32 protein-coding genes and 1 pseudogene are annotated in these 24,529 nt (G+C 67.4%); 19 read left to right on the top strand and 14 right to left on the bottom strand.

The genetic code is table 11. The annotated features are described in order from the left end of the window. Positions 1 to 72: 72 nt before the first annotated feature. The 4 genes from ABZX22_RS28670 to ABZX22_RS28685 all read left to right on the top strand — a co-directional run bounded on the left by ABZX22_RS28670 (position 73) and on the right by ABZX22_RS28685 (position 2,608). Positions 73 to 819, top strand: a complete 747-nt coding sequence (locus tag ABZX22_RS28670) for an AfsR/SARP family transcriptional regulator (protein ID WP_354914538.1) — start codon at positions 73 to 75, stop codon at positions 817 to 819. Positions 820 to 1,052: 233 nt separating this feature from the next. Then, positions 1,053 to 1,490, top strand: coding sequence for a transposase domain-containing protein (locus ABZX22_RS28675; RefSeq protein WP_354914540.1), 438 nt, complete (start codon positions 1,053 to 1,055; stop codon positions 1,488 to 1,490). After that, on the top strand, positions 1,490 to 2,020 hold the full coding sequence (locus ABZX22_RS28680; RefSeq protein ID WP_354914542.1) for a transposase: 531 nt from the start codon (positions 1,490 to 1,492) through the stop codon (positions 2,018 to 2,020). Before ABZX22_RS28675 ends, ABZX22_RS28680 begins: the two co-directional genes overlap by 1 nt. Before the next feature lie 12 nt (positions 2,021 to 2,032). Next, positions 2,033 to 2,608: a hypothetical protein gene (locus ABZX22_RS28685; protein ID WP_354914543.1), complete on the top strand. Its 576-nt coding sequence runs from the start codon at positions 2,033 to 2,035 to the stop codon at positions 2,606 to 2,608. A 24-nt stretch (positions 2,609 to 2,632) separates the two neighbouring features. Here ABZX22_RS28685 and ABZX22_RS28690 read toward each other — a convergent pair. The 7 genes and pseudogenes from ABZX22_RS28690 to ABZX22_RS28720 all read right to left on the bottom strand — a co-directional run. Next, positions 2,633 to 2,869, bottom strand: a pseudogene (locus ABZX22_RS28690) (IS5/IS1182 family transposase); the annotation flags it as partial. 63 nt (positions 2,870 to 2,932) lie between these two features. Further along, positions 2,933 to 3,202 carry a hypothetical protein gene (locus ABZX22_RS28695; RefSeq protein WP_354914544.1) on the bottom strand — a complete coding sequence of 90 codons (270 nt, stop codon included), beginning with the start codon at positions 3,200 to 3,202 and terminating at the stop codon, positions 2,933 to 2,935. Then, positions 3,199 to 4,317, bottom strand: coding sequence for an acyltransferase (locus ABZX22_RS28700; protein ID WP_354914546.1), 1,119 nt, complete (start codon positions 4,315 to 4,317; stop codon positions 3,199 to 3,201). The genes ABZX22_RS28695 and ABZX22_RS28700 overlap by 4 nt, the downstream gene beginning before the upstream one ends. A gap of 66 nt (positions 4,318 to 4,383) precedes the next feature. Further along, positions 4,384 to 4,782: a TIGR03618 family F420-dependent PPOX class oxidoreductase gene (locus tag ABZX22_RS28705; protein WP_354914548.1), complete on the bottom strand. Its 399-nt coding sequence runs from the start codon at positions 4,780 to 4,782 to the stop codon at positions 4,384 to 4,386. A gap of 26 nt (positions 4,783 to 4,808) precedes the next feature. Continuing rightward, complete coding sequence (locus tag ABZX22_RS28710) at positions 4,809 to 5,606, bottom strand: SDR family oxidoreductase (RefSeq protein WP_354914550.1); 798 nt, start codon at positions 5,604 to 5,606, stop codon at positions 4,809 to 4,811. 26 nt (positions 5,607 to 5,632) lie between these two features. Next, positions 5,633 to 7,033 (bottom strand): FAD-binding oxidoreductase, encoded by a 1,401-nt coding sequence (locus ABZX22_RS28715; RefSeq protein WP_354914552.1) that lies wholly within the window; start codon positions 7,031 to 7,033, stop codon positions 5,633 to 5,635. Further along, positions 7,002 to 7,202 carry a hypothetical protein gene (locus ABZX22_RS28720; protein WP_354914554.1) on the bottom strand — a complete coding sequence of 67 codons (201 nt, stop codon included), beginning with the start codon at positions 7,200 to 7,202 and terminating at the stop codon, positions 7,002 to 7,004. The genes ABZX22_RS28715 and ABZX22_RS28720 overlap by 32 nt, the downstream gene beginning before the upstream one ends. A 27-nt stretch (positions 7,203 to 7,229) precedes the next feature. On the opposite strand from ABZX22_RS28720, the gene ABZX22_RS28725 reads away from it, so the two are divergent. Continuing rightward, entirely contained in the window at positions 7,230 to 8,480 is a 1,251-nt protein-coding gene (locus ABZX22_RS28725; protein WP_354914556.1) for an NAD(P)/FAD-dependent oxidoreductase, read from the top strand. A gap of 128 nt (positions 8,481 to 8,608) precedes the next feature. After that, entirely contained in the window at positions 8,609 to 8,794 is a 186-nt protein-coding gene (locus ABZX22_RS28730) for a winged helix-turn-helix transcriptional regulator (RefSeq protein WP_354914815.1), read from the top strand. Positions 8,795 to 8,863: 69 nt separating this feature from the next. Here the strand turns inward: ABZX22_RS28730 and ABZX22_RS28735 are convergent, their stop codons facing one another. The 7 genes from ABZX22_RS28735 to ABZX22_RS28765 are packed head-to-tail and all read right to left on the bottom strand — an operon-like array spanning position 8,864 to position 14,074. After that, complete coding sequence (locus ABZX22_RS28735) at positions 8,864 to 9,703, bottom strand: LLM class flavin-dependent oxidoreductase (RefSeq protein WP_354914558.1); 840 nt, start codon at positions 9,701 to 9,703, stop codon at positions 8,864 to 8,866. A gap of 23 nt (positions 9,704 to 9,726) precedes the next feature. Further along, entirely contained in the window at positions 9,727 to 10,653 is a 927-nt protein-coding gene (locus ABZX22_RS28740) for an NADP-dependent oxidoreductase (RefSeq protein WP_354914560.1), read from the bottom strand. Positions 10,654 to 10,662: 9 nt separating this feature from the next. After that, complete coding sequence (locus ABZX22_RS28745; protein ID WP_354914562.1) at positions 10,663 to 10,953, bottom strand: DUF6295 family protein; 291 nt, start codon at positions 10,951 to 10,953, stop codon at positions 10,663 to 10,665. 15 nt (positions 10,954 to 10,968) lie between these two features. Further along, positions 10,969 to 11,712, bottom strand: coding sequence for a dienelactone hydrolase family protein (locus ABZX22_RS28750; RefSeq protein WP_354914564.1), 744 nt, complete (start codon positions 11,710 to 11,712; stop codon positions 10,969 to 10,971). Positions 11,713 to 11,737: 25 nt separating this feature from the next. Continuing rightward, entirely contained in the window at positions 11,738 to 12,076 is a 339-nt protein-coding gene (locus tag ABZX22_RS28755) for an antibiotic biosynthesis monooxygenase family protein (protein ID WP_354914566.1), read from the bottom strand. Between the two features lie 16 nt (positions 12,077 to 12,092). Next, positions 12,093 to 12,425 carry an antibiotic biosynthesis monooxygenase gene (locus ABZX22_RS28760; RefSeq protein ID WP_354914568.1) on the bottom strand — a complete coding sequence of 111 codons (333 nt, stop codon included), beginning with the start codon at positions 12,423 to 12,425 and terminating at the stop codon, positions 12,093 to 12,095. Between the two features lie 26 nt (positions 12,426 to 12,451). After that, positions 12,452 to 14,074 carry an FAD-dependent monooxygenase gene (locus tag ABZX22_RS28765; protein ID WP_354914570.1) on the bottom strand — a complete coding sequence of 541 codons (1,623 nt, stop codon included), beginning with the start codon at positions 14,072 to 14,074 and terminating at the stop codon, positions 12,452 to 12,454. Positions 14,075 to 14,249: 175 nt separating this feature from the next. Between ABZX22_RS28765 and ABZX22_RS28770 the strand changes: the two genes are divergently transcribed. The 13 genes from ABZX22_RS28770 (at position 14,250) to ABZX22_RS28830 (ending at position 24,521) form a co-directional block, all read left to right on the top strand. Beyond that, entirely contained in the window at positions 14,250 to 14,930 is a 681-nt protein-coding gene (locus ABZX22_RS28770) for a 4'-phosphopantetheinyl transferase superfamily protein (protein WP_354914572.1), read from the top strand. Positions 14,931 to 15,106: 176 nt separating this feature from the next. Beyond that, on the top strand, positions 15,107 to 15,385 hold the full coding sequence (locus ABZX22_RS28775; RefSeq protein WP_354914574.1) for an acyl carrier protein: 279 nt from the start codon (positions 15,107 to 15,109) through the stop codon (positions 15,383 to 15,385). A gap of 17 nt (positions 15,386 to 15,402) precedes the next feature. Beyond that, positions 15,403 to 16,428 carry a methyltransferase gene (locus ABZX22_RS28780; RefSeq protein ID WP_354914575.1) on the top strand — a complete coding sequence of 342 codons (1,026 nt, stop codon included), beginning with the start codon at positions 15,403 to 15,405 and terminating at the stop codon, positions 16,426 to 16,428. A gap of 13 nt (positions 16,429 to 16,441) precedes the next feature. Further along, positions 16,442 to 16,690 carry an acyl carrier protein gene (locus ABZX22_RS28785; RefSeq protein ID WP_354914577.1) on the top strand — a complete coding sequence of 83 codons (249 nt, stop codon included), beginning with the start codon at positions 16,442 to 16,444 and terminating at the stop codon, positions 16,688 to 16,690. After that, complete coding sequence (locus ABZX22_RS28790; protein ID WP_354914579.1) at positions 16,690 to 17,148, top strand: SRPBCC family protein; 459 nt, start codon at positions 16,690 to 16,692, stop codon at positions 17,146 to 17,148. Before ABZX22_RS28785 ends, ABZX22_RS28790 begins: the two co-directional genes overlap by 1 nt. Before the next feature lie 66 nt (positions 17,149 to 17,214). Then, entirely contained in the window at positions 17,215 to 18,711 is a 1,497-nt protein-coding gene (locus ABZX22_RS28795; RefSeq protein ID WP_354914581.1) for an amino acid adenylation domain-containing protein, read from the top strand. Positions 18,712 to 18,726: 15 nt separating this feature from the next. Beyond that, positions 18,727 to 19,056, top strand: a complete 330-nt coding sequence (locus tag ABZX22_RS28800) for a TcmI family type II polyketide cyclase (RefSeq protein WP_354914583.1) — start codon at positions 18,727 to 18,729, stop codon at positions 19,054 to 19,056. Continuing rightward, entirely contained in the window at positions 19,044 to 19,484 is a 441-nt protein-coding gene (locus ABZX22_RS28805; RefSeq protein ID WP_354914584.1) for a cupin domain-containing protein, read from the top strand. Before ABZX22_RS28800 ends, ABZX22_RS28805 begins: the two co-directional genes overlap by 13 nt. 3 nt (positions 19,485 to 19,487) lie before the next feature. Further along, positions 19,488 to 20,756: a beta-ketoacyl-[acyl-carrier-protein] synthase family protein gene (locus tag ABZX22_RS28810; protein ID WP_354914586.1), complete on the top strand. Its 1,269-nt coding sequence runs from the start codon at positions 19,488 to 19,490 to the stop codon at positions 20,754 to 20,756. Next, positions 20,749 to 21,969, top strand: coding sequence for a ketosynthase chain-length factor (locus ABZX22_RS28815; protein ID WP_354914588.1), 1,221 nt, complete (start codon positions 20,749 to 20,751; stop codon positions 21,967 to 21,969). The genes ABZX22_RS28810 and ABZX22_RS28815 overlap by 8 nt, the downstream gene beginning before the upstream one ends. Positions 21,970 to 21,994: 25 nt before the next feature. Beyond that, the gene (locus tag ABZX22_RS28820) at positions 21,995 to 22,318 is read left to right on the top strand and encodes an antibiotic biosynthesis monooxygenase family protein (protein WP_354914590.1); all 324 of its coding nucleotides are present in this window, start codon (positions 21,995 to 21,997) and stop codon (positions 22,316 to 22,318) included. Positions 22,319 to 22,321: 3 nt separating this feature from the next. Continuing rightward, positions 22,322 to 24,067, top strand: a complete 1,746-nt coding sequence (locus ABZX22_RS28825; protein WP_354914592.1) for an acetyl-CoA carboxylase carboxyltransferase subunit alpha — start codon at positions 22,322 to 22,324, stop codon at positions 24,065 to 24,067. Continuing rightward, positions 24,045 to 24,521, top strand: a complete 477-nt coding sequence (locus ABZX22_RS28830; RefSeq protein WP_354914594.1) for a biotin/lipoyl-containing protein — start codon at positions 24,045 to 24,047, stop codon at positions 24,519 to 24,521. The genes ABZX22_RS28825 and ABZX22_RS28830 overlap by 23 nt, the downstream gene beginning before the upstream one ends. The last annotated feature ends 8 nt before the right edge of the window (positions 24,522 to 24,529 follow it).

The following is a 24,529-nucleotide window of genomic DNA, read 5'->3' on the forward strand; positions in this document are numbered from 1 at the left end:
CCCTGGCGCCCGTTACCACGGACGTGCGGGGCAAGGCGCAATTCCTGCGGACGTGAGGATTGGTGTCCGACGATGGAAGACGAGATGCTGTTCAGGGTGCTCGGTCCGGTCGAGGCACGGTGGCGTGGCCGGAGTCTCCCCATTGGCGGAGCGAAGCGGCGATCCGTCCTGGCCGCCTTCCTCCTGCAGCCGGGTGAGCTCGTCCCCCTCGACGAGATCGTCCATGTGGTGTGGGGGCCCGAGGCGTCCTCGACCCTGAGGAACGCAGCGCAGGCACACATCTCCCGGCTGAGGAAAACGCTGTCGCTGACTCCAGGAGTCCAGATCTCGGCTCGCTCCGTGGGCTATGTCCTGCAGGCGGACCCCGAGTGCATCGACCTCCACAGGTTCCGGCGTCTGGTGAGAGAGGCCAGAGCCAGCCGCACGGCAAGGGGCGCGGCCCTCCTCTACCGCAGCGCGCTCGAGCTCTGGCCTGATCAGCCGCTCGCTGACATAGATTCGCCCTGGCTGAGCCGGCGCTTCGGCACGGTCCTCGAAGAGGAGCGGTTCGCCGCGGTGGACGGCTGGGTCGAGGCCGAGCTCCAGTTGCACGGCTACGACGCCATCGTGGCCCGGCTGACCGGGCTCGTGGCGGCCCACCCGCTGCGTGAGACCTTCAGGGAACAGCTGATCACCGCGCTGTACGGGACGGGCAGGAAGGCAGAGGCCCTGGCGGCGTATCAGCAGGCTCGTCACTACCTGGCCGAGGAACTCGGGGTCGAGCCAGGCGAACGGCTGCGAAAGGTCTTCGAGAGCATCCTGTGCGTGGACCGCCGATGAAGACGTGGGCTTCCCCCAAGGCCAGGTAGTTAAGGCTTTCGTGGTGCCGTCAAGCACGTGAGTTCCCAGGACATAGGGACGGAGATCCAGTAGAACGGTGATCTTCCACAACCAGCCGTCGAAGAACTGGATCTCCGTTGATTGCCGAGTATGCCAGCTCTGCTGTTTCCCGCGCTGTCGAGACGGGCTCCTTGCCCCGCCCGGCAGCCGAGAGATTGTTCGCTCCCGGGCACTTGGGTGAGCTGACCGCGCTTGTGCCGTTCGAGCTCGTCGACGCGGTCCTTGATGAGACACGCAACGTGCAGCGTCGCCTGCGCGGTCTGCCCTCGCGTGTCGGGGTCTACTTCCTGCTGGCGATGTGCCTGTTTCCCGAGGTTGGCTACCTGCTGGTCTGGCAGAAGCTGACGGCCTCGCTGACTGCCCTGCCGATCGTGACGCCCACCGCCAAAGCCCTGCGTGACCTGCGCCGCAGAGTCGGCAGCGCGCCGATGCACCGCCTGTTCGAGGTGCTGAGCGGACCGCTGGCCCAGCCCAGAACTCCCGGAGCGCGGTTCGGGCCCTACCGTACGGTCTCCTTCGACGGCTGCAGCTCGCTCAAGACCCCCGACACCGCCCGTAACCGGGCCTGGCTCGGCGGCCGGCCACGGCGGCTACCCCCCTGCTGGAGCTGATGACCCTTGTCGAGACCGGAACCCGGGCTCTGATCGGCGCGGTCTTCGGCCCCACCGGCGAAGGCGAGACCGGCTATGCCCGGCGCCTGCTGCACCTGCTGAAACCGGACATGCTCGTGTTATGGGACAAGGGCTTCGACGGCAATGCCTTCCTCGCCCAGGTCAGCGCCACCGGCGCGCAGTTCCTCGGCCGACTGCGCAGCAACCGGCGCACCCCCATCCTGGCCTCACTCACCGACGGCTCCTATCTCTCGATGATCGGCACCTTGCAGATCCGTATCATCGAGGCCCGCGTGACGGTGACCTGCACGGATGGCACCACCTTCGCCGGCACCTACCGCCTGGCCACCACGTTGACCGATGCCCGCCGCTATCCGGCCACCGCCTTGGTCGGCCTCTACCACCAGCGATGGGAACACGAGTCGGCCTACTACGCGCTGCGTCACACGATCATGCAGGGGCGGACACTACGGTCGGGCGACCCCGCAGGGCTCGAGCAAGAGATGTGGTCGGTGCTCACGCTTTATTAGCTCCTTCGGACGGTGATGGTCGACGCCGCCGAGTCCCGGCCCGGCACCGACCCGGACCGCTGCGGCTTCTCCATCGCTCTGCACGCCGCGCGCGACCTGGTGATTCGGCCGGGCGACCACCCCGGCCACGCCACCGGCCTGATCGGATCCATCGGACGCCGTGTCCTGGCCGCACTGCTCCCACCCCGCCGCCCGCGCGTCAGCACCCGCAAGGTCAAATCGCCCATCTCCCGTTACAACGAACGACTCAACGACGGCAGACCCGACCACAGCCGCACCATCACCAGCCTCGACATCACCCTCCTGCCGCCCCCACCCGCGCTGCCTGCCGCGTCCCGAGACGAGCGGCCCCACGCCCCGGCCGACCGCCGCAGACAACAACAGGTCCTGGCCCTCCTCCACCAAGACCCCAACCGCCCCTGGCCGGCTCGCGACATTGCCCGCCACCTCGGCGACGTCACCCTGAACACCATGTATCGGCAGCTGTCACGCTGGGCCGACGGCCGACTCATCCGCAAGATCGGGCCAGGCATCTACACCGCCGGACCAATCTCCCCAGACCTCTTGCCAGCAACCCAGAAACCTTAACTACCTGGCCTTGGGGCAAGGCCCCGTGTCGACATCCGACAGTCCGTGCAGTGTCTGCAATACCACCGCGGCCGCCAGCACCTGCGGCGGCATGCTTGGCCGCCCGTTGGCCGAGGGATACATGTCCGCGAACATCTGCGCCGGGAACAGCGCCTGGCGATGCTCGGCCAAGAACGCGAACAGACTGCCGGACGGGATCAGCTCCCGGCAGGTCTGCCACACGTCCGGCCCGACAAGCTCTCCGGCCCACTCACCCTGCACACCGACCACTGTGACCCGATTTCATGAAGAACGAGGCCAGAACACAAGATCTTCAGTGAACTTCTAGGCGTCGTTGTCGAGCGACCTGAGCTTCTTCTCCTGGTCCTCCATGGCATGGCCGAAAAGGCGTTCCGTGAGCGCGCGCTCGCGATGCTCGTGTTCCATCTCCAGCTCCCGGCGCCGGGTGATCTCCCGCTCCTTCTCGAGCTCCAGACCTGCAATGCGTTCCAGATGACGCCGACGCCTGCTGGTGTGGAAGGCGATCCATGGCGCGATGAGAACCGAGAAGACCACCGCTCCGCCCAGAAAGAAAGCGGCCAGCTCTTCGATCATGACATCCTCCGCGTAGTGATGGCGTCCCCCACCGTCTCCGCCAGCAGGCCGAGACGTTCCCTTCGACGAGGCGCGCTCCACCGCCGCATCGCGGGTCGCTCCACGAACCTGTGCAGCAGCCCCGACAGCGCGACGGTGACCAGCAGTAGTGCCGCCTGAATCCCGACGGCTGAAAGCGTGCTCCATCGACGCTCGGGACCGAGCAGAAGATGACCGTAGTGGAGAACGAGCAGGTGAAGCAGGTACATGGCGAAAGAGACGTTCCCGAGCCAGATCATGGGCCGGCTGCCGAGCCTGGTCACCCGTCCACGGGCGTCGTCCCGGGCGGCGGCGGCGATCAGGAGCGCGAGCGGGACGGCAGTGGGCGCCACCATGGCCCAGGGGGAGGGCACGAGCGACCACTGGACGACGCAGCCGATCGCGAGCGTCAGGAACGCCGGCCCCCGGCCCAGGTTGATCCAGCGACCAGAGATCACGATGCGAGCCATGATGATCCCCAGCACGAACTCCAGCAGCCGGACCGGCGGAGCCGTGTAGACGGCCCAGTAGTGCCACACGGACATGGGAAACCAGGGGACACGAGGCAGTTGGGGGAGTAGCACCTGGGCCGTGAGCGGCACCGCGACGATCAGAACCACGACCGCTCCTGCCGACGCCCACAGCCAGGCCGGACGGATACGGCCGACCCACCGCAGCAACCAGGGGAAGGCCGCGTAGAACAGCAGCTCGCAACTCAGCGACCAGCTCGGGATGTGCAACGCGTTGATCACTTCCATGTCCGGCACCCACGCGTGGACAAGGACGAGACTCGGGCCGGTCTGGGTGACGGAGAATCCTTCTCCCGCCGCGATCGCGAGCAGGACGGCGGCGAACCAGGTCACGAAGTGGTTCGGGAAGATCTTGAAGAATCTTCGGCGCCAGAACAGGGTGAGGCTGTCCTCCGGACGCGCCGACCAGGTGAGGACGAACCCGCTGAGGACGAAGAAGAACGCCACGCCCATCCAGCCGAAGCCGATTCCCACCCGCATGGTGGCCTCAGCCAGCTCGTCGTCCGCGTAGAAGGCTTGAGCGGAGCTGTGGCAGAAGAAGACGAGGAAGGCGGCGACGAACCGCATGCCCGTCAAAGAAGGCAGGCGGGACTGGGTCGTATCTGTACCTTGTGCGACCATGACGCGCGCTCTCTACGGAAGGCCGGAGTAGATGACGTTGTCCGGGGTGACGCGTACCGTCACCCGCTGTTCGTCGGGAGACCGGTGCGAGTAGTTGGTCACGCCCCAGTACTTCTTGGCGATGACATCCGTCACGAGATCGGCGCCTTCCTGCTCCAGGCGAGCCAGTCCGGAGACGCTCACGCTGTGGAAGGCGTGGTTGGGGTCGAGGACGCTGATCGACACCCGGGCGTCCGCGCGCAGAACCTTCTCCTTGACGCGGCCGATCGCCGTGGTGAAGACCACGTCGTCCCCGTCCACGTCCACGCAGACAACCGTGCTGTGCAGGCGCCCGTCTGAGCGGACCACTGTGGCCCAGGCGAAGTAGGGTTCCCGCAGTAACGCCTTGGCCGCCTCATCAAGCAACGACATGCCCTCTCCCTTTTCTCCTCGATGGGTCACAGATCCGGCATGCCGAAGTCGACGTTGGGCGTGTCGATCCCGCCGTCGATCTCGAATACCTTGCCGGTCACGTACGCGGCGGCGGGCGAGGCGAGATACAGGACGGCGGCCGCGATCTCCTCCGCGACGCCGACCCGTCTCATGGGGGTGAGGCTCTCCAGTTGAGCGCGCAGTCTGTCGTCGCTCAGCACGTCTTCGAGTACGGACGTCGCCACCGCACCCGGCGTGACGGCGTTGACCCGGATCCGCGGGGCCAGGTCCCGGGCCGCGAGGCGGGTGTACTGAGCGAGCCCGCCCTTGGCCGTGCCATAGGCCAGCCAGCCACGTGCGCCGACCCTTCCCACCGTCGAGGTGATGTTCACCACCGAGCCACCCCTGTCAAGCAGGTACGGCACGGCCGCGCGGGTCAGCGTGTGCGCGATGCCCACGTTGAACGCGAAAGCGGCCTGGAGGTCCGCCCAGGAGGTGTCGAGGAAGGACTTGATGTCGGCGCTGCCGACGTTGTTGACGACGATGTCCAGGCGCCCGAACGCGTCCACCGCCACCTGGACGAGACCGGCGGCCTCGTCCAGGTCGCTCAGATCGGCAGGCACCGTCAGCGCCCGCCGTCCCGCGAGCTCGATCTCACCGGCCACCTTGGCCAGCTCGTCCTTGGAACGGGCCGAGATCACCACGTCAGCGCCTGCCTGTGCCAGCGCTGTCGCGGTCGCGGCCCCGATCCCGCGCCCGGCGCCGGTGACCACCGCCACCTGGCCGTCCAGGCGAAAGCTCTGCAGAATCGTGTCAGCGAACACCGTCTCTCATCTCCTGCCGGGAAATGTCATGGGGACTTCGGGAGCGCCGGGGGGACGTTGGCGTTGAAGCGGAACACGTTCTCGGGGTCGTACGCCGACTTGATCTCCACCAGCCGGTCATGGACGGCGGGGCCGTATGCCTGGCGGATCTCACTGCGCGATTCCTCGCCGGTCACGAAACTGACGTACGGCCCGCCCCGCACGTGCGGCTGGACCGCCGAGGCCGTGGCCTTGGTCCATGCCGTGAGCTCGCTGGCGACGTCGTCCTGCGCGGCGAGGGCGTTGACCGCCAGGTGGTGTGTCGCCCGCCGGTGGGGAAAGGCGGTGTCGTCGTCGGCGACGCTGGTGATGGCGCCGCCCAGCTGTTGAACCTGGATCATGGCCAGAGGGCTTGGCAGCTCCGTCGCGGCGTCGACGAACGCGTCGATAAGCGTGTCGTCCAGGCGGCCGAGGAAGGCGCTGTAGCCGTATGCGCGCTGGCGCTCGGGAAAGCGGCCCGGCGGTTGCTGCAGTTCCAGATAGCTCACGGGCCGGATCGTGTCCGCGGCAGGAGAGCCGAAGTCCCGGATGGCGCGCAGCAGGGAGGCTGCGGTCGCCGGCGGTCCGTATGCCACTGCTCCCAGGAGCAGGACTGGCTCGCCGTGCAGTTCCGAGGGAATGAACGGGGCCGGTGGCGCCTTCATGAGGGTCAGCCGGAGTGCCGTTTCGACCGGCGCGTCCTCGCACTGCTCCTGGTAGAAACCGAGGACCTCAGGAGCTCTGTCCAGGGGGTACACGAGCGTGCCCGCCATCAGTTCGCGGACCGGTCGCAGCCGGAACTGGAACCGGGTCACCACGCCGAAGTTTCCGCCGCCGCCACGCAGCGCCCAATAAAGGTCGGGATGCCGCCGCGGTGAGGCTTCAAGGAGTTCGCCGTCCGCGGTCACCACGTCGCAGGAATGGAGGTTGTCGCAGGTCAGCCCGGCCAGCCGGTGCAGCCAGCCGAGCCCGCCGCCGACGGTGACGCCGCCTACACCGACCATCGGCGCGTCGGCCCCGGTCACTGCCAGGCCGTGTTCCTGCGTTGCCCCGTCCAGCACGCCCCAGGTCAGGCCCGCGCCGACAGTGGCGATCCGTTCTGTGGCGTCGACGTGGACGCTGGACAGGCCGCGCAGGTCCACGACCAGCGCGTCGTCGGCTGTTCCGTAACCGGCGAGCCCGTGACCGCCACCGCGCACCGCGATGGGCAGGTCGTGCCGGCGGGCGAAGCGGACGGCCTGTTGCACGCCCATGGCCGTGGCCGGACGTGCGACCATCGCCGGCTCCCGCACGACATCCACATTCCAGACCCGGCGTGCGAGATCGTACTCGGCATCGCCGGGGAGGATGACGAGACCGTCGAAGTCGCGTCGCAAGTCATTCGCCGCGGCGGCGGAAGTCGTTTTCATGGGGCGGTTCCTCCGTGCTCAGGCATTCGGCAGCGAGCATGACAGGAGGCATTAAAGAACTGCTGAAGAGGCGCTGAAGATTAATTGCCGGATATTCGCGGAGTGGTTCTGACGTGCTTTCCCAGCGATTTCTTAGAGCTTCTTGAGCAGTCGGCGGCAGCGTGGCCATGAGAATAGCGAGGATGAGGAGAACACGATGCCAAGCCAATCGTCAGAGGGTGCCGAGCACGACGTCATCGTGATAGGCGGAGGACCAGCGGGTGCCTCGGCCGCCGGTCTGCTCGCCCGGCAGGGAATCGATGTCCTGCTGCTGGAACGGGAGAAGTTCCCCCGCTATCACATCGGCGAATCTCTCATCACCGGATGCGTCGGGGTCCTCGACGAGCTCGGCATACGGGAGCGCGTCGAGAACCACGGATTCATCAAGAAATACGGCGGCAGTCTGGTATGGGGCCAGGACGGGCGTTGGACGTTCACGTTCGTCGAGGGCAAGCCGGAGTTCCCCCACGCCTACAACGTGCGTCGCGCCGACTTCGACGCCCTGGTCCTCACTCGCGCCCGCGAACTGGGCGCCAAGGTCGTCGAGGAGGCGATCGTCAAGGAGGCGATCGTCGAGGACGATCGCGTCGTCGGGGTCAGGTACCACCTGCGCGGTGGTGAAGAGGTCGAGAGCCGCGCGAAGCTGGTGGTCGACGCCTCGGGGCAGGCGCGCGTGCTGGGCCGGAGCCTGACCGAGGTCGACTGGCACGAGGACCTGAGGAACGTGGCCGTGTGGAGCTACTTCCAGAACGGCGAGAGCCTCACCGGTGACGAGGCCGGCAACATCTTCATCGAGCATGTCCCGGGTGGCTGGTTCTGGTACATCCCCATCTCCGACGGCACGCACAGCGTGGGTTTCGTGACCGCCGTCGAGGACGCCACAGCGAGCGGCCTGGAACTGCCCAAGCTGTTCGCTGCCAAGATCGGGGAGTCGACCCACATCAAGCGCATGCTCGAGAGCGCTTCCCAGGTCAGCGCCTTCCGCAGCGCCCGCGACTGGTCGTACGCGTGCGACCGGCTGACCGGACCGGGGTGGATGCTCATCGGAGACGCCGCGGCGTTCGTGGACCCGCTGTTCTCCACCGGAGTTACGCTGGCCATGCTGTCCGCGAGCGCGGTCGCCAAGGCGATTCCCGCCGTGCTGGACGCCCCCGATCTGGAGGCGTCGATATTCGAGCGCTACGAGAAGTCCTATCGGGAATTTCTCGGGAACATCATCTCCTTCGTCCGGTACTTCTACAACGCCGGACTCGATCGCGCCGCCTACTACGAATACGCGCAGGCCCTCGTCGATCCGGGAAAGCTGTTCTTCCCGCGTAAGGACTTCGTGACGCTGATCTCCGGGCTCAACCAGTTGCACCCGATCTTCGAACTGGAACTGGAGGGCTCCGGTACTCCCACCGGATGAATTGTTCGTAGGCTCGGGAGCCGGGATTCGCCGTCAGGCGCATCCCGGCTTTCCGCGTTTCGGCGGCAGGAAGCCGGGCTGGGGACCTTCGGCGTCGCCGAGCCGGAGGTTGACCCCGACGTCGGCCGATTGAACGGCCAAGGCACCCTCGCGATCGGCAGGCGGCCCCAACTGTCCCTGTCACCGTCTCCTACGAGCTGACCGACCTCGGTCTCTCGCTCCACCACATAACGCGCGGGCTCACAAACTGGGCGCAGACGCACATGGCCGAGGTCCTCGCAAACCGCGAGAACGACGACTCTCGCACCTCCTGACGGCGAGGCGAAGGCACGCAAGCGCATGCTCCGCGAACCGTGAGGTTCGCGGAGCATGGGCGGGGGCGCTTACCCGATGGCCTCGGCGAGCAGATCAACCTGCTCGGGGTCGGGATTGACGGGCAGGAGGATCAGCTCGTCGTTCCCGGCCTTCTCGTACGCCTCGATGGTGCTTCTGATCGTCTCTTTGTCCTTGAGCGTGGCAGCGGCGATCTTCTCGGCGAACGGCCCGGCGAAGGCGTAGTAATCATGCAGGTACTTCTTGGCGTGGTGGTCGGGGTCGGGGCCGAGCGAGAAGTAGCAGAGCGCCTGAAAGCGCGGGCGATCCTCCCGGCCCGCGGCCCGCCAGGCCTGCCGAGCACGCTCAGCGCCCTGCGCGAAGACCTCCGCGCCGTCCGCGCCGGCGATCCATCCGTCTCCATGCCGAGCGGCCCGCTCGAAGGAACGGGGCGCGAAACCGCCGATGATGATCTGCGGTGCCGCCGACCGCGGTCCGATACCCCGGCCACCTGACCAGATATCGCGCATCTCTGTGATCATGAGGTCGAAGGCTCTGCCCCGCTTGTCAAACGCGAGCCGGGACGCCTCGTAGTCGTCCGCCCGGCCGCCAGGAGCGAGCCCGAGCACGAGCCTGCCGCCCGACAGGCGGTTGACCGAGGCCACCTGTTTGGCCAGCATGGCCGTGTTCGCGTGCAGGGGGGCGATGACCACGACCGTGGCCAGCCTGATCCGCGTGGTCACCGCCGCCGCGGCGGCGAGGGTGATCAGCGGTTCGTAGTTGTCGTACACCAGGCGGTCGATGGCGCCCAGGCTGGAGAAGCCGAGGCGTTCCGCCCGGCCCGCCCATTCCACGACCTGTACGGCCTCGGCGCCGGGAATGTTCGACGGCAGTCCGATTCCGATGTCCATAACGCCTCCCTGTCCGGCCGGACCTACGGCTTCAGGACCAGGCGGCCGCGCAGCCCGCCCTTGGCCATCAACGTGTGCGCCTGACCGGCCTGCTCGAGAGGGAAGGACTGGAAGACCCGGAGGGTCAGACGCCGCTCCTCGACGAGGGAGACCAGCTCACGCAGTCTCGCCCCGTCGCTTTCCACGTGCACCTGGTGGACCTGGATGCCGCGCGCGGGCGAGGGCGTCTTCGGAGGCGTGAGGCCGGCGAACGCACCGCAGTCCCTGACCGCGTCCAGCATGGCGTGGCCGATGGTGGCGGCGTCGGCGAGCCCGTCGACGCCGCCGGGTGCGGCGGCCCGCAGCGCCCCGACCGGGTCGTCAGAACGCGGTACGAAGCGTGCGCCGAATCCGGTGACGAAGGCCTCGTCCTGACTGGAACTCAGCCCGATGACCTCGATTCCGCGTCGGCGCGCCAGCTCCACGACGTACCCGCCGACCGCGCCGCCGGCCCCCGTCACCGCGAGCGTCTGGCCCTCGCTCAGACCGAGGAGGTCCAGCACGCGCATGGCGGTCAGGGCGTTGATGGGCAGCGTCGCCGCCTCGTCCATGGAGACGGTCGTGGGCGCGGGGGCCAGAGCACCGGCCTTCAGGACGACGAACTCGGCCTGGGTTCCCGCCTTCGTCTCCAGCCAGTCCGACATTCCCACGACCCGATCACCGGGTGTGAACCCGGAGACGCCGGGGCCGACAGCGTCCACGGTGCCCGACGCGTCCCAGCCGAAGACGTAGGTCGGGCCTGCGGGGAGCATCGGGCCGAGCCAGCCCGCTCGCGCCACGAGGTCGAAATTGTGGATGGGGGCCGCGTGCACCCGCACGCGTACCTCTCCCTGCCCAGGCTCGGGCGTCGGGAGGTCGAGGACCGACAGGGCCTCCGGGCCGCCGAATGACGTGATGCCAACTGCTCGCATGGTGGCTCCTCAGGTTGCGTGACCGCTCAGTGCCGGCTCCTCGAGCAGGCCCGTGGGGACCGAGCTGAGGGTGGAGACGATGGCCTGCGCCAAGGCGCGGGCGGTCTCCGCGGTGAGCTCCACCGCCACCCTCGCCGAGGGCCCCTGGTCCGGGTTGAGAAAGTCGATGTTCAGCGTGTGCGCGTACTGCGCGTGCTGTGGATGATCGAAATAGACGGTCGCCTCGCTCACGTCGAACCAGTCACTGGCTCCCCTGGCGCTGCCCGTGGCGGCGACCTTTTCGGTGAGATAGGTGCACATCGCGAATCGTCTCCTTCAGGATGCGAGGTGGCGGCCGTAGAAGTCGAAGACCTTCTTCCAGCCCTCGTAGGCGGCCTTGGGCCGGTGGCTCTTGCGGTCCACGTCGAAGAACCCGTGGCCGGCGCCCTCGAACGTGTGGAACTCGTAGGTCTTGCCGTGCTGCTTGAGTTCGACCTCGAACTCGGCGGTCTCCTCGGGGGAAGGCGTCGAGTCGTCCTGTCCGAAGAGCCCAAGCAGGGGGCAGGACAGGTCCTTGGTCAGATGGACGATCGGCTCGATCTGGAAGGGCATGCCCTCTGGCGGCTTGCCCACGACGAAGGCGCCGTAGCAGTCCACTGCCGCGTCCAACTGCAGCCGGCAGGCGGCCAGGAAGGACTGGCGTCCGCCGGAGCAGTAGCCGATCACGCCGACCTTGCCGTTGGACGTCGTGAGCGAGCGCAGGTAGTCCGCCGCGCCCCCGACGTCGCCGACCAGGCGGTCGTCGGGAACGCCGCCAAGTGCGCGGGCGGCCGCGGAGGCGTCGCCCGGGTCGGCGCCCGGCGCCTCCCGGTAGTAGAGGTTGGGGCAGATCGCGAGGTAACCGCGGGAGGCGAACTTGCGGGTGATCTGCTTGTGCGCCTCGTCGTAGCCCGGCATGTGGTGGATCACGACCACGCCGCCATGGGGGCCGGCGTTGAGCGGGCGGGCGACGTACGCCTCGACCTCGTCTCCACCCGCACCGGTGATCTTGACGGTCTCGGCCAGCATCGCGTCGTACATGTCTTCCCTCTTCCGGTTCGGTGGCTCAGCCCTGGACCTGGTGGGCCACGTCGCTGCTGTAGGCGACGCGGCAGGGATTGGGATCGACGGAGGTGATGATCCCGCTGACTTCCTTGAAGTACTTCTGCAGGTCACTCCGGGCGCGCATGGCGTCGAAGTCGTCCTTCGTCCGCCACTCGGTGAGGCTGATGAGCCGGGTGCCGTCGTGGCTGAGGTGCATGCTCACCGAGACACACCCGGGATGGCGCCCCATGACCTCCGCCCCCTGGGACATGACGTCGAAGAGCTGTTCCTGGTGCTCCGGGGTGGTCGTGAAGATGTTGACCATCGTGAAGTGGGCGTCTTCAGGCGCGATTCGTGTCATGTGATTCACCCTTCGGTTAGTGGATTCCGTCGTTTTCATGCGTGTAGGCGACGCGGCAGGCGATCAGGTCGACGTCCGTGACGAGCTCGCGGACCTCCTGGAAGTGGCCCTGCCGTCCGGGCTGGGCCCGCATGGCGTCGAAGTCCTCCGGCTTCTCCCACTGGGCGTAGCCGACGACCTTGGTGCCGTCGTGGCTGAGGTGGACGCTCCCCGACACCAGTCCTGGAAAGCCCTTCAGCTGCTCCTCACCTGCCGAGATGACCTCGAAGAGCCGCTGCTGGTTTTCGGGTTTCGTGGTGAAGACGCTGATGGTCGTGTAGTAGCCGTCTGAGGCGGAGATAGTGGCCATGGTGGAACCTTTCGGGGGGAGGTCTGCTATCGAGCGCAGATTCGGGACAACACGCTTCCCAGGACGTGCTCTGGGTCGGTCACGTGATCCGCGGAACGCCAGCCGACGAACCCGTCGGGGCGGATCAGCAGCGCGCCTCTGGACGTGATGCCTGCCGAGGCGGGCAAGCGGCCTTCCCGGTCCGCCACCTCTCCGCCGATCTGATGGACCTGGAGCGGGATGCCCAGGCGTTCGCCGGCCTCCCGCCCCGCCTGCGCCCACGACGTGGCGTCGGCTCCGCAGAGGAGTACGAAGCAGCCCCTGGCCAGGTCGACGGTCGAGACCTGCGCGCCGTCCTTGGCGAGCCAGACGTGCGGTACGCGCATGCCGGGACGGCCGTCGATGTTCAGATCGTGGCCGAGCGCCTCGTCATAGGGCTCTCCGTCGATGGCATCGGAGGTGTAGCGGTAGGCCGTGGTGACGACGGTCTGGTCGCGCTGGTCGTGCACCGCGGAGTCGTGCGGCCCGCTCCACTGCATATGACGCATCCAGGCCTGATCAGCCGTCTCCTTGCCGACCGGGCGGCGTTCCGCCTCGTAGGTGTCCAGCAGGTTCCGGCCCGCCCACCCTTGGAGCACCCCGGCCAGTTTCCAGGCCAGGTTGTTCGCGTCCTGGATCCCGGCGTTGGCGCCGAAACCGCCGGTCGGGGGGAGCACATGGCAGGCGTCGCCGGCGAGGAAGACCCGGCCGTCCCGGTAGGACTCGACGATCTCGTGGGCCATCCACCAGCCCATGGTCATGTGCACATCGATCGAGAGGTCCGGCTCGCCGGTCGCCTTGCGGATCAACTCGACGCACCGCTCGTGCGAGATCTTGCCCTCGACGATGTCCTCGGGGCCGCAGAAGAGCCCGAAGATCCATCGCTCGTCGTCGAGCTTGAACAGCATGCCCGGCGCTTCGCGGTTGGCCAGGTACAGAATGAGGAACCTGCGGCCGCCGAGTATGGCATCCAGATCCGCTTTGAACAGCACGTTCAGCACGTGCCCCACCGTGCCGTTTCCCGTGCGCCCGATCCCCAGGCTCGTTCGGATGGACCCGCCGGCGCCGTCGGCCGCGATCAGGTATTGGGCGCGAACCGTCGACTCCACTCCGGTGCCGCGATCGCGGACGGCCGCGGTGATGCCGTCGTCGTCCTGCGTGAACCACAGCATCTCCGTGTTGAAGCTGATCTGGGCGCCCCGCCGTACGGCTTCGCGCGCCATGATGGGCTCGACCTTGTCCTGGCCGCACCACACCGGCTCCACCGGCCCGATGTCGTTGAACTGATTCGAGCCTTCCTCCATCACGACGACGTCGCCGCGTACGACGTCGGCCAGTGAGCCGGCCCGCAGGATGGCGCGGGGGAGCTGGTGCGGCGGCAGGTCCTGCGCCGACCAGAACTTTCCGGGGATCACTTTCTCGGCCACATCCCACACCGCCTGCTGAATGTCAACGGTGCGGAAAAGCTCCATGGTCCTCGGGCTCACATGTGTGGACCGCAATAGCTGGGATGTGGTCGTGTTTCGTTCGACCAGATAGCAGTCGACGCCTTGCTGGCGGAGGAAAAGCGCGGCGGCGAGTCCGGTCAGACCTCCGCCCGTGATCATAACGGGAACCTCGACGTCTGGCATGATGCTTCCTATTCGGAGTCGGGCTGATTAATCTGCCGCTTTCGCGATTCACGCTCGCCGGACGACCTCTAAGCCCGCTGAAGAACCAATCAAGAAGCACGTCAGTCGCCCTGACAGGACCCGAATTCTTCCTGGCGAAGGATGCGAAGTGATCTCTGAAATCCTGCCTCGCCGCGTGGCCGCGGCCGAGGCCTTCCACGATCCAGCCGACGCCTGGCTGTACCCCGAGGAGCTGGCGGCCGTGGCCCGTGCGGTGGAGAAGCGACGCCGTGAGTTCGCGACCGTGCGGCTGTGCGCTCGGCGCGCCCTGGCCGCGCTCGGCGTCCCGCCGGTGGCCGTCGTCCCAGGTGAGCGAGGAGCGCCGGGATGGCCGGAGGGCGTGGTGGGAAGCATGACGCACTGCCCCGGTTATCGGGCTTCGGCCGTGGCCTTCACCCGTGATGTCGTCGCTCTCGGCCTTGACGCCGAGCCGAACACGCCGCTGTCGCGGGCCGCGCTGGAGGCCGTGACCGTGGGCGAGGAGCGAACTCTGCTGGCGGAGCTCCTGGACGAGTGGCCGCACGTGCATTGGGACAAGCTGCTGTTCAGCGCCAAGGAGTCGGTCTACAAAACCTGGTTCCCGCTGGCCGGACGCGGCCTGAGATTCACCGAGGTCGAGGTGGTGATCGATCCGGGCGGTGCTTTCGCCGCTCGCCTGCCGGCGCCTGCTCCAGCGGCGGGCGGACGAGACCTGCCCGAGCTCACGGGCCGGTGGCTCGTCCGCGACGGCCTGATCCTGACGGCCGTGGCGGTGTCCGCCGGTGCACACGAATATGGCCACGATAATTCTGTGCGGAATTCTTCGATAACGCTCTAAAGAAGCGCTCGTGAATCACTGAACAGATTCGGGCTTGACAAGTCGAGGGCGGGTGCAGAATCTAGAAAACAGGCTGCCGAAGCATGCCTAATCCGACCGTGGTTCGTCCGGTACGAAGTGTTCTCCTGTCTTGGCGCGGGTGAAATCAGCGCTGAAACCAAGAAGGGCGGGAACCCGTGGAAGAGTTGACCCTGGAAAAACTCATCGAGCTTACCCGGACATATGCGGGAGAAGCCGAGGAAGCCGCCCTCGGCGACGACATCATCGACGTCCTCTTCGAGCAGCTCGGATACGACTCCGTCGCCCTGTTGGAAGTGCTCAGCCAGATCAAGCACCGCTACGGACTCGATCTGTCGGACGAGACGGTCGGCAGGCAGCGTACGCCTCGCGACGTGCTCGCCACGGTGAACGAGGCGATCCGGAACAGCCGGGCCGCGACCGTCCTGTCGCAGTGAGAACGGGAGAGAGAACAATGGCCGACAATCCCATCCCCGACAACCTTCACGCCCAGCACCTGATCCTTCTCGCCTGCTCCGGCCGGCTGTCGCAGATCGTCAACGTCCTCGTGGAGCTCGGCATCGCCGACCTTCTGGCCGATGGTCCCCGTGCGGTGGACGACCTCGCCCGGCAGGCCGAAGCAGACGACTCCGCGCTCTACCGGGTCATGAGGTGCGCGGCGGCCGTCGGCATCTTCGCCGAGGGGCCCAGGCGGGTCTTCAGTCTCACCTCCCTGGCCGACGGCCTGCGGTCGGACAATCCCGATGGCGTCCTTCCCCTGGTCAAGTACAACAGGATGGAGCTGACCGACCGGCCGTACGGGGAGATCCTGCACAGCGTTCGGACTGGAGAACCGGTCTTCGAGCGGGCCTTCGGGATGTCCTTCGGGCAGTACCTGGAGCAGAACCCGGAGGTCGACGCCTTCTACGACGCCTTCATGTCGCACTGGAGCCGTCAGTTCGCCGAGGAGGAGCTGGCCCAATGGAATCTTGGGCGGTTCCACCGAATCGCCGACCTGGGAGGTGGCGATGGCTACTTCATGGCACAGGTGCTCAAGCGTCACCCCCAGGTCACCACGCACCTGGTGGACTTCCCGTGGATGGCGGACAAGGCCGAAGCGGTTTTCGCCGAGCACGGTGTCGCGGAGCGGGCCGTCATCCAGACCGGTGATCTCCGGACCGACCCCATCCCGGACACGTGCGACGCCTACTTCCTCAAGGCGGTGCTGCACGACCTGGCGGACGAGGAGGCCGGGCTGATCCTCCGCCGGGTCAGGGAGACCATCGCCGACCGGGACGCCCGGCTGCTCGTGGTCGACTCCGTCCTTGACCCCGGCAACGCCTGGGATCACGGAAAGTTCCTCGACGTCGACATGCTCGTGCTCCACGGCGGCCGCGAACGCACCTGGGACGACTGGAAATCGCTGTTCGCCGACGCGAAGTTCGAAGTGATCTCAGAGCCGATCTACCACTGGACCCTGCTCGAGTGCAGGCCCATCTGATCAGGAGGGGCACATGGAAACCGTCATATCCGAGGTCGGGCTGCACGACATCCTGACCAGACACCTCGGTCTCGAGCCTGACGTCATCGCCGGCGCGGCACAGGGGTCGCTCAGCGACCTGGGCGTCGACTCCATCGGGGTGATTGAGCTGGAGAAGGTCATCTTTGACCAGTACGGCATCAACCTGCCCGAAGGGCTCCAGGCCATGACCATCGACCAGATTCTCCACCACGTGAACACGGCAACGAGGAGTGGGAACTGATGGCATCCAAGACCGACAACTCCATCTACATCGAGGCGCCCATAGAGCTGGTCTGGCGCCTGACCAACGACGTGCGCGGCTGGCCGGACCTTTTCACCGAGTACGCCAGCACCGAGATTCTTCACGAGGAAGGCGACACGGTCCGCTTCCGGCTGACCATGAAGCCCGATGACGACGGCACGGTGTGGACCTGGGTCAGTGAACGCACCGTGAACCCGGCCACCCGGTCGGTCGCCGCCCACCGCGTCGAGACCGGACCGTTCGTGTACATGCGGATCTACTGGACCTTCGCACCACAGGGGACGGGAACGCTGATGCGCTGGCGTCAGGAGTTCGAAGCCAGGCCCGACGCGCCGTTCGACGACGCCGGCATCACCAAGCGGATCAACGACAACACCGCCGTCCAGATGGCGGTCATCAAGAAGAAAGTCGAGCTCGCCGCCACCACCCCGGCCTGAACAGCCAGCGTTCCCGATGGGACTGTCATGGTAGATCGATCATTGTACGAGTGGTTCTCGGACTCCGTGGTCAAGCATGGGGACGCGATCGCGCTGGAGGTGGCCGGGGACCGGCTCACCTACCGCCGGCTCGACGATCTGGCGGGCGCCATCGCCGCTGAGATCATCAGCAGGCACGGTTCCGTACCCAGCAGGGTAGGTCTGTACGGCATGCGGTCGCTCGCCGTGTATGCCGGCTATCTGGCGGCGCAGCGGCTGGGCGCGGCAGTCGTCCCGATGAACCCGGCGTTCCCACGAGCGCGCAACGAGCGCATCGTGAGTGACGCTCGCGTGGAGATCGTCCTCTCCCAGGACCCCGAGCTCGAACTCCTGAAGCCCGTCCTCGGGCTGGACGACGAGACGCTCGCGGAGCTGAGATCCAGGCCGGCGACGCGATCGTGGACGGTCCCGAAGCCCTCGGACGTGGCCTACATCCTCTTCACGTCCGGCTCTACCGGTATCCCCAAGGGAGTGCCCATCCGCCACGGCAACGTCTCCGCATATCTCGAGCACGTGATCCCGCGTTACGAGCTGGGGCCGGGCAGCCGGGTCACTCAGACCTTCGACCTGACGTTCGACCTGTCGGTCTTCGACCTCTTCGCCAGCTGGGGCTCCGGCGCGACGCTGGTGGTGCCGACGCGGGGAGAGCTTCTGGCTCCGGCTCGTTTTGTCGTCAAGCAGCGCATCACCCACTGGTTCTCCGTGCCGTCGGTCGTGTCGATGGCGCAGCGACTGGGCCGCCTGCCCGTGGGAAGCATGCCCGAACTGCGCTGGAGCCTGTTCTGCGGCGAGCAGCTGACCGTGACGCAGGCCGCGGCCTGGCAGGCCGCGGCGCCCGGCAGCGTCATCGAGAACCTCTACGGCCCCACCGAACTCACCCTCAGCTGCGCCCAGTACCGGCTGCCCGCCAAGCCCTCCGACTGGCCCTTCCCGGTCAACGGAACGGTGCCGATCGGTCACCTGTACCCGGGCATGGAGGCCATGGTCGTGGGCGAGGACGGTCGCACCACGACAACCGGGGAGCTGTGCGTCCGCGGTGCCCAGCGATTCGCCGGCTACCTCGATCCCGCCGACAACGCAGGGAGATTCATGCGCTCGTCGGGAGCCACGGCCGAGGTCCACGAAGGCGTCGAGCCGCCGGGCGAGGACCTGTGGTACCGCACGGGCGACCTGGTCAGGATCGAGCCGGCGGGCTTCGTCCACCTGGGCAGGACCGACCATCAGGTGAAGGTGCAGGGCTACCGCGTGGAGCTGGGTGAGATCGAAGCCGCCCTGCGCGATCAACCTGGAGTCCGGGACGTCATCGTCGTTGCCATCGCCGAACCCGCCGGCGCCACCGTCCTGCACGCCGTCTACACGGGCGACGCCGATCCGGACGGCACACTGCACACAGCGCTCGGCGCCAGGCTGCCCGGTCACATGATTCCGCGGACGGTGACCCGCTGGACGGATCTCCCACTCAACTCCAACGGAAAGATCGATCGCGATGCGATCAAGAAGGAACTCGGGTCGAACATCCGCTGACCACAGGAGCCTGAAATGAAGCGCGTTCTCTTCATCGATCGCATGAAGCCAGACGACACCGACAACGTGGCGGAGATCTGGGCCGCCCATGACAAGACCGGCCTGCCGCAGGAGATCGGCGTAGTGGGAAGAACGCTCTTCAGCTTCCGCGGCCTCTACGTCCATCTGGTGGAGGGGCACGCGGACCTGCCGGGCGACCTCACGGAGCGCATCTACGCCGCCCGCACGAACCCGCTGTTCATCGAGACCAGAGACAGCCTGGCGAGATATCTGACGCCCTACTCCGGCGCGCTCACGAACTTGAAGGACACCAAAGCGGAGGAGTTCTACCGATGGCAGGCATGAGCGCGGACGGGCCGAACGTGCTGAAGGTGGCGATGAAGGATGTCCAGCCCAGCCGGCGGCTCGGCGGGAGCATCCGGCCGCTGCTGACCCCGGCCTCGGTCGGGGCGAGCTCCGGCTTCCTCGGGACCATGACGCTCGACGGCGGGGAGTTCGTCGCCGCTCACTATCACCCGTACTCCGATGAGTTCATCTTCGTCGCGCACGGCTCGGTCGTCCTCCGTGTCAACGACGGGGAGGAACTCCACCTGGACAGCGGCGAGGCCGCGATGGTCCCCAAGTACACGCCGCACAGGATCGAGAACCGCGGCGAGGGCCAGGCGCTGGTGGTGTTCCAGATCGCGCCGCTGGCTCCCAGCCCGGAGGTGGGGCACGTCGAGGTGGAGCCGGTGCCTTCCCCGGTCGACGCCCCGCCGGCCGTGGGGGGATGAGCGATGCGCAGAGCCGTGATCACCGGAATGGGCGTCATCGCCCCAGGCGGAGTGGGCACCAAACCGTTCTGGGAACAGATCACCTCCGGCCGGTCCGCGACCCGGCCTGTCACGCTGTTCGACGCCACGGGCTTCCGCTCGCGGATCGCCGGCGAGGTCGACTTCGATCCGCTGGCCGCGAATCTGTCGCGTGAACAGGCCGAGGGGCTCGACCGCATGGTCCAGTTCGCCGTGGTCTGCCTGCGTGAGGCACTGGAGGACAGCGGGCTGTGGATGGCCGGCCTGAATCCGGAGCGTACCGGTGTCAGCGTCGGAACGGCCGTGGGCTGCACGATGGGGCTGGAGAGCCAGTACGTCGCGGTCAGCGGTCGCGGCAGTGAATGGCTCGTCGACCACCGCCGGGCCGCGGAGCAGCTGTTCGACTTCTTCGTGCCTTCGTCGCTGGCCCGCGAGGTCGCGTGGGCGGCGGGTGCCGAAGGACCTGCCACGGTCGTGTCCACCGGCTGTACCTCCGGGCTGGACGCCGTGGGCCACGCCCTTGAGCTGATCAGGGACGGCTCGGCGGACGTCATGATCACCGGCGCGTCCGACGCGCCCCTGTCGCCCATCACCTACGCGTGCTTCGACGCGTTACGTGCCACATCTCCCGACAACCACGATCCCGCCGGCGCGTGCCGTCCCTTCGACAGGACCCGCAACGGCTTCGCCCTCGGGGAGGGGGCGGCGATCTTCGTCGTCGAGGAACTGGAACACGCCCGGCGGCGCGGCGCCCATGTCTACGCCGAGCTCGCGGGATTCGCCACCCGTTGCAACGCTTACCACATGACCGGGCTGCGACCTGACGGCAGGGAGATGGCCGAGGCCATTCGCGAGGCGATGCGGCAGGCTCGCCTGGCCCCCGAGGACTTCGACTACATCAACGCGCACGGCTCCGGTACCAAGCAGAACGACCTGCACGAGACCGCGGCGTTCAAGGACGCCCTCGGCCCGGCGGCCTACGGAATCCCCGTGAGTTCGATCAAATCGATGATCGGCCACTCGTTGGGCTCGGTCGGCTCGATCGAGATCGCGGCGTGTGCGCTGGCGATCGAGCACGGCGTCGTCCCTCCGACGGCGAATCTGCACGAACCTGATCCCGAATGCGACCTGGACTACATCCCGCTCGTCGCCCGCGAGCGCGAGGTGGATGCGGCGCTCAGCGTCGGTAGCGGGTTCGGCGGGTTCCAGAGCGCGGCGATTCTGCGCCGGCTGAAGGACCGGGAACATGAGTGAGCGGATCGTGGTGACGGGAGTAGGCGTGGTCGCTCCCAACGGGCTCGGAGCGGGTGATTTCTGGGCGGCGACCCTGGCGGCCGACAGCGGGATTCGCCGCCTGACCCGGTTCGACCCCTCGTCGTACCCCACTCAGGTCGGCGGAGAAGTGCTCGGCTTCGCCCCCGCGCAGCACGTACCGGGGCGGCTGGTGCCACAGACCGATCGGGTCACCCAGTTCGCGCTGGCCGCCACCGACTGGGCACTGGAGGACGCCGGCATCGCCGTCACGGACCTGAACGAGTACGAGATCGGAGTGATCACCGCCAACGGCTGTGGTGGGTTCGAGTTCGGGCAGCACGAACTGCAGAAACTGTGGAGCGAGGGACCGCACCGGGTCAGCGCCTACCAGTCCTTCGCCTGGTTCTACGCGGTGAACACCGGTCAGCTCTCCATCAGGCACGGCGCCAAGGGACACAGTTCGGTGATGGTGGCCGAGCAGGCGGGAGGGCTTGACGCACTGGCTTGTGCCCGCAGGCACCTGCGCAAAGGGAGCGTCAGGATCGCCATCACCGGAGGAATGGACGCACCGCTCTGCCCCTGGGGGCTCACCGCCCAGATCCCCAACGGGCGGCTGAGCACGAGCCACGATCCGCGCCGCGCGTTCCTCCCATTCGACCGGGACGCGAACGGATACGTCCCCGGAGAGGGGGGTGCGATCCTGCTCCTCGAAGAGCGCGAAGCCGCGCTCGCACGAGGCGCCCCACGGATTTACGGGGAGATCGCAGGCTATACGGCGTCCTTCGACCCGGCGCAGGGAACCGGCCGTCCGCCCGCACTGGCGCGGGCGATCCGCGGCGCGCTGGACGACGCAGGCGTCGAGCCGGCCGAGGTCGATGTGGTCATCGCCGACGCGAGTGGCCTGCCCGCTCTGGACGAGGTCGAGGCGGAGGCGATCAGGCAGGTGTTCGGCCCCCGGGCGGTCGCGGTGTCCATCCCGAAGACGATGACGGGCCGGCTGTACTCCGGCGGCGGGCCGCTCGATGTCGTCAGCGCGCTCATGATGATCAAGGAAGGCGTCGTGCCCGCCGCCGCCAACGTCAGCGACGTGCCGGACCAGTACGAAATCGACGTGGTCAGGGAGCAGGCCAGACAACTGCCGATCCGGACCGTGCTCATCGTGGCCCGCGGCCATGGCGGATTCAACTCCGCGCTGGTCGTGAAAGCCGTGTGAGGAAACCAGGCCGATGGAGGCTTTCATGGGGAAGATCGTCCCGGAAGACGATTACTACACGCTCATCAACATCTTCACGGTGACACCGGGAGACCAGAAACGCATCTACGACGTCATCGTGGAGGCCACGGACATCATCCAGAGGTTTCCCGGCTTCGTCTCCGCCAACGTTCACATGAGCTACGACGGCACCCGTGTCGTCAACTACGCCCAGTGGCGCAGCAAGGAGGAGTTCGACCTGATGCAGCGCCATCCGGACGTCCAGGGCCATTTCAAGGAGTGCCGCGCGGTGACCGACGACATCAACTCGATCTTCTGCCAGGCGCGCTACACGCACGGGGCGGAGTGAGCCATGACGACGACGAGTCCCTCTCCGGTCGTCGCGCTGCGGGTCTCCAGGTTCGGCGGCACCGAGGACGACTGGCTGCGGTGCTTGGGCTGCGACGAGCTGATCTACCGGCGGCGGCTGGAGCGCAATCTCAAGGTCTGCCCCGAGTGTCAGTACCACTTCCGGCTCTCGGCGCAGGAGCGGCTGGACCTGCTGCTCGATCCGGGCAGCCTGGCGAGATTCGGCGGCGACGTGGTGCCGGTCGACATCCTCGGGTTCGTCGACACCAAGCCGTACACCCAGCGGGTGGCGGAGAGCCAGATCCGGACGGGCAACCCGGCCGCGGTCGTGTGCGGCACAGCGCGGCTGGACGGTCTGCCCCTGGTGATCGCGCTACTGGACTTCACGTTTCTCGGCGGCAGCATCGGAGGCGCCGCCGGCGAGCTGATCGCTCGCGCCGCCCGGCGCGCGCTCGAAGACCGGGTCCCCCTGCTCATCGTCTCGGCCTCCGGCGGCGCCCGCATGCAGGAGGGCGCGATCTCCCTCATGCAACTGGCCAAGACGAGCCAGGAACTCGGTCGCCTCCATGCCGCCGGAGTGCTGGTCGTCAACCTCAACACCGATCCCACGTACGGCGGGGCCACCGCGTCGTTCTCGATGCTCGGCGACGTCATCATCGCGGAACCCGGCGCGCGCATCGGTTTCGCCGGCCCGCACGTCATCGAGCAGACCATCCGTCAGGAGCTCCCGGCCGGTTTCCAGACCGCGGAATTCCTTCGAGACAACGGTCAGATCGACCTCGTGGTGCCCCGCGAAGGGCTGCGCGGAACGCTGTCACGCCTGCTGCGGCTGCATGCCCCGGGAGAACGGAGCGAGCCCGCGGCCGCGAGGACACCGCCGAGCCTGGTCACCCTGCCGGAGCGACTGTCCAAGCGGCCCGCCGTCGACGTGGTCGCCCAGGCCCGCAACATCGAGCGGCCGACGACGCTGGACTACTGCGCCAACGCCTTCGACGACTTCTTCGAGCTGCACGGCGACAGGCTGGGCGGAGGCGACGACCCTGCGATCGTCGGCGGTCTGGCCCGCCTCGGTGACCGTACCGTCGTGGTCATCGGCCATCAGAAGGGGCGCGAGGTCAGCGAGCTGGTGCGCCGGAACTTCGGCATGCCCCAGCCATGGGGCTACCACAAGGCCTATCGGTTGATGGAATACGCGGAGAAGTTCGGATTTCCGGTGGTCACCCTGGTCGACACTCCCGGTGCCTTTCCCGGGATCGAGGCCGAGCAGCGCGGCCAGGCGTACGCGATCGCCCGCTGCATCACCCGCATGGCCGAGCTGTCGGTCCCGACCGTTTCCCTGATCACCGGTGAGGGCGGCAGCGGTGGCGCGCTGGCGATGGCCGTCGGCAACAGGGTGCTGATCCTCGAGAGCGCCTACTTCTCCGTGATCAGCCCGGAAGGCTGCTCCACCATTCTGTTCGGCAGCGCCACGTCCGCGCCGAGGGCCGCCGAGCAGCTCAAGCTGACCCCACCCGATCTGCTGCGCCTCGGAATCGTGGACGGGGTCGTGCTGGAGCCCCGCGAAGGAGCCCACACCGATCACACCGTGGTGGCGGAGAACGTCAGAACCGCTCTGGAGTCGGCGCTGGACGAACTGCTCGGCATCCCCGCCACCGAGATCGCGGACCAGCGGTACCGGCGATTCGCGAGGTTCGGAGACCCGGCGTGCCAAATGGAACTGATCGGAGGTGGCGGCCGTGGAGGAGACTGACGGCTCGGTCACCGTCCGGCAGGTGCGCGAGCTGAGCACGACACTGCAGACGATCGCCGGCGCCCTGCCCGGCCGGGTTCACAGCATCTCGGTTCGCGCGGGCGAATGCTCCGTCGAAGTGATCTGGAGCGACGGCGAGGAGGCCCGCTCCCCTCAGGTGGAGCGTGCCGTTGCTCCGGCCGAGCCCGCCGAGCCGGTTCCGGACGACGTGCTGAGCATCACCGCACCGATGGTGGGAACGTTCTACGGCCGCCCGTCACCGGATGAACCCGCCTTCGTCGACCTGGGGGACCTGGTGGAAATAGGGACGCAGGTCGCACTCGTCGAGGCCATGAAGATGTTCACACCGGTGATCTCGGAGTTCCGCGGCCGGGTGGTCGCGGTTCGCGGGACGGACGGCGACATGGTGGAGTTCGGCCAGCCCTTGGTCGACCTGCTCCCCACGGATGAGTGAGGGGCGAT

The organism is Nonomuraea sp. NPDC003804, assembly GCF_040610675.1.
Taxonomy (GTDB): domain Bacteria; phylum Actinomycetota; class Actinomycetes; order Streptosporangiales; family Streptosporangiaceae; genus Nonomuraea.